Source organism: Caballeronia sp. (genome assembly GCF_049581465.1).
In the GTDB taxonomy this organism is placed as follows: domain Bacteria; phylum Pseudomonadota; class Gammaproteobacteria; order Burkholderiales; family Burkholderiaceae; genus Caballeronia.
Map to the genome: position 1 here is coordinate 1 of NZ_JBAUSA010000362.1, position 3,720 is coordinate 3,720.

Here is a 3,720-nt window from a genome sequence, read left to right on the forward strand (position 1 = left end):
GATTTTCATGGGCTTCGTGCTTGGCTGGCAGTGGATGGGCTTGCGGCTCGCGCTGGGCGTGCTGATGGTGTATGGCCTCGGCTTCGCTGTGAATCGGATGGTGACGCCGAAGGAAGCGGAAGCGTCACGCAACGCGATGGCTCAACTGGTCTCGACCGACGACCCCGGTACCGCGTTTTCACGCTGGGTGAAAATTCTTGGGCGCATGACGATCCGGCTGGTGCCTGAATACATCGTGCTCGTGCTGGTTCTGGGCGCAGCGCGGACGTGGCTGTTTCCGCACATCGGGCCGAGTGTCGACAACAGCATGCTCTGGATTGTCGGGCTTGCGATTGCCGGGACACTATTCGTGATCCCGACAGCGGGCGAAGTCCCGATCATCCAGGCGATGCTCTCGCTCGGCATGGCCGCCGGTCCGGCCGGTGCGTTGTTGATGACGCTGCCGCCGATCAGCTTGCCATCGGTCGCAATGCTCGCGCGCTCGTTCGCGCCGCGCGTGCTGACGGTGGTCGCGGTTACCGTGGTGGGATTCGGCATTGTGAGTGGATTGCTGGCCGTGGCGCTGGGGTTTTAGCTCGCGCCTTTCGCGCCGCCGTTACAGCGGCGCGGCAACATGTTCCGATCACGCTGCGACGCTAATCGTTAGTGCATCGCGGCGTGGATCAGCAGCTTGAACGGTAACGCGAGCAGCATCGCGCCGCCGACACCCCCGCACCACAGCCCCACGAACCACAGCGTCTTCTTGATGCGCCCGCTTGGGGCGTGCTCAGTGATAGTGGTGTTCGCCATGGCGCACCTTGCCTCGAAAAATCCAGTAGCCGAGCGTCGTGTACGCGATGATCACCGGCAAAATCACTGCGGCTCCGATCAGCGTGAACAACTGGCTCGAATGCGGCGCTGCGACCTCCCACAGCGACACGCCGGGAAACACGGCATGGGGCGAAATGCTTGCCACCAGACCGGTATAGCCGAGAAACACGAAGCCAAGCGCCATCGCGAATGGGCGGGTTTCGTGCCGCGACCGAATCGACCGGAGCATCAGCCAGGCGCAGCCAATCACGAGTACCGGCACCGGCAGGAAGCGGTAGAACCATGGGGTATCGAACCAGCGCGTCGCAATGCCCGTTTCCTGCAATGGCGTCCAGATACTGACAATGACGATCGTTGCCAGTTGCATCAAGGTCAGCGGCCACACGATCCGATAAAGCCGGCGTTGCAAATTTCCTTCCGTCTTGGCGATCAGCCAGCAGCATCCGAGCAGCGCATAGGTCACCACCAGCGCGAGTCCGGTAAAGAGGCTGAAGGGTGTGAACCAGGTAAAGGCATCGCCGGAAAAGCGGCCATCCGCTACCGGAATGCCGTTCAGGAATGCACCGAGCGTCACGCCCTGAAAAAACGTTGCGCCCGCCGATCCACCGATAAAAGCAAGATCCCACATCGGCTTGGTGCGAGTCGCCTTCGAGCGCAGTTCAAACGAGACGCCGCGAAAGATGAGGCAGACCAGCATGAAGATCAGGGGCAGATAGAGCCCGGATAACACAGTGGAATAGACCATGGGAAACGCGGCGAAGAGTCCCGCGCCGCCCAGTACGAGCCAGGTTTCGTTGCCGTCCCAGACCGGCGCGACGGTGTTCATCATCACGTCGCGATTCTGTTCTTCGGGGAAGAACGGAAACAGGATGCCGATGCCGAGGTCGAAGCCGTCGAGCACCACGTACATCAATACGCCCAGCGCGATAATCGCGGCCCAGGTGAGGGTCAGGTCCATGTCAGGCTCCTTCGATGGAATGCGCCGCAACCGAGAGCGGTCGGCGCGCGGTGGGGTTGTGGTCGTCCATGCGCGGCGCGCGGGTGGTCTGGCCCGGCAGCGCAGGACCGGCTTTGAGCAGCTTGAGCAAGTAGTAGATGCCTGTCCCGAACACGAGGGTGTAGACCACCACGAACACCATCAGCGACACGCCGACTTGCTGTGCTGTCACCGGCGATACGGCCTGCGCCGTGCGCATCACGCCGTACACCACCCAAGGCTGGCGGCCCGCTTCCGTCGTCGTCCAGCCTGCGAGCAGCGAGATGAAGCCGGCTGGTCCCATCGCGAGGGCGCAGCGCTGGAACGTCTTCGATTCGAATAATTGGCCCTTACGTCGCAGTGCAAATCCGGCGAACGCCAGCCCGATCATCAGGACGCCGAGACCGACCATGATGCGAAAACTCCAGAACACGACGGGCGAGTTGGGGCGATCTTCCTTGGGAAACGATTTGAGGCCGCGGATCTCGCCGTCCCAACTGTGCGTGAGGAGCAGGCTGCCGAGATGGGGTACGGATAGGGCGTACTTCGTGGTTTCAGCCTGCATGTCTGGCATGCCGAACAGGTTCAGCGCGGTGCCGCCTTTCTCGGTGTCCCACAGGCCTTCGATGGCTGCGATCTTTGCCGGCTGATATTTACGCGTGTTGAGGCCGTGCTGGTCGCCCACCAACGCCTGAAGGGGCGCCAGTACGAGCAGCAGCCAGAGCGACATGGAGAACATTGTCTTGATCGCTGGGTCGCGGCGGCCCTTGAGCAGGTGATACGCGCCCGAGGCGGCGACCACGAGTCCGGCCACGATGAACGCCGCGATTGCCATATGCGCCAGCCGATATGGAAACGACGGGTTGAAGATGATCTTGAACCAGCTAACCGGCACGACATGATCGCCGTCGATACGAAAACCTTGTGGCGTTTGCATCCAGCTATTCGATGCAAGGATCCAGAACGTGGAGATCAGTGTGCCGATTGCGACCATGAGTGTGGCGCCGAAGTGGGCTTTCGGGCCGACCTTGTTCCAGCCGAACAGCATGATGCCGAGAAAGCCTGCTTCGAGGAAGAACGCCGTCATTACTTCATAGGCCAGCAGTGGACCGGTGACTGGACCGGCGAAGCTTGAAAAGCCGCCCCAGTTCGTGCCGAATTCGTAGCTCATCACGACGCCTGAGACCACGCCCATGCCGAAGCCGATGGCGAAGACTTTGGACCAGAACAGGCACAACTCTTTGTAGACGGGATTTTTAGTTTTGAGCCAGGCGCCTTCGAGCACCGCGATAAAGCTTGCGAGGCCGATGCTCAATGCCGGAAAAACGATGTGGAACGCGATTGTGAACGCGAACTGGATGCGCGCGAGGTTGAGCGCGTCGGGAGTGGTGATTGCATTCATGGCGAGTTGAGCGTCCGGCGCATTAAGGTTGCGCGCGGACGCTGATAGTTGGACCGGGTTGAACTGCATGCAACGGGCCCGACTCTAGCTAGTTTTTGAGATAAATGATGCGACGCGGAAGGGTCCGAATGCGTGCGAAAATGTCGCAGATTTTAGGGCGTTATTTTTATAAATGATTGTTTGAATTAAGATTTCATAAGATGACCCGCAATGCCTGTGCAGCTTTATTTTCACATTCTTGCGACAATCGACCGCAGTGCACAAGGGGTTATAGGCGAGGTTGGGGGAGCGGGATCTGCTAGCGGCGGGAGCGGAGCGGGGGGCGTTGCAGAGTACGGATTTTGAGATTTACGTTATTTGGGCGTTGGAGGCGAAGCGTGTGCGCGGGGGTGGTGCTTGGGGGAGGTGTTCGACTACGGGTTAAAATTTCGGGGCCGCGCTACGTTCGTGCCAAAAACCTGAAATGGAGCAACGACGACATTTAGGTATTCGCGGTTTGAACGCGTTTCTTTGCTTCGTTTCTTTGCGCGTT

The 3,720-nt window shown here is 59.9% G+C and carries 4 protein-coding genes; 1 reads left to right on the forward strand and 3 read right to left on the reverse strand.

The genetic code is table 11. The annotated features are described in order from the left end of the window. On the forward strand, positions 1–574 hold a 574-nt coding region (locus WCA53_RS09045; protein WP_423908189.1), incomplete at its 5' end, for a permease. Between the two features lie 68 nt (positions 575–642). On the opposite strand, the gene WCA53_RS09050 is transcribed toward WCA53_RS09045, so the two are convergent. Genes WCA53_RS09050 through WCA53_RS09060 form a run of 3 tightly spaced genes read right to left on the reverse strand, consistent with a single transcriptional unit; the run spans position 643 to position 3,188 of the window. Then, positions 643–789, reverse strand: a complete 147-nt coding sequence (locus WCA53_RS09050) for a hypothetical protein (RefSeq protein WP_423908191.1) — start codon at positions 787–789, stop codon at positions 643–645. Beyond that, positions 767–1,768, reverse strand: a complete 1,002-nt coding sequence (gene cydB / locus WCA53_RS09055) for a cytochrome d ubiquinol oxidase subunit II (protein WP_423908194.1) — start codon at positions 1,766–1,768, stop codon at positions 767–769. The genes WCA53_RS09050 and cydB overlap by 23 nt, the downstream gene beginning before the upstream one ends. 1 nt (position 1,769) lies before the next feature. Next, positions 1,770–3,188 (reverse strand): cytochrome ubiquinol oxidase subunit I, encoded by a 1,419-nt coding sequence (locus WCA53_RS09060; RefSeq protein WP_423908197.1) that lies wholly within the window; start codon positions 3,186–3,188, stop codon positions 1,770–1,772. Positions 3,189–3,720: the final 532 nt, after the last annotated feature.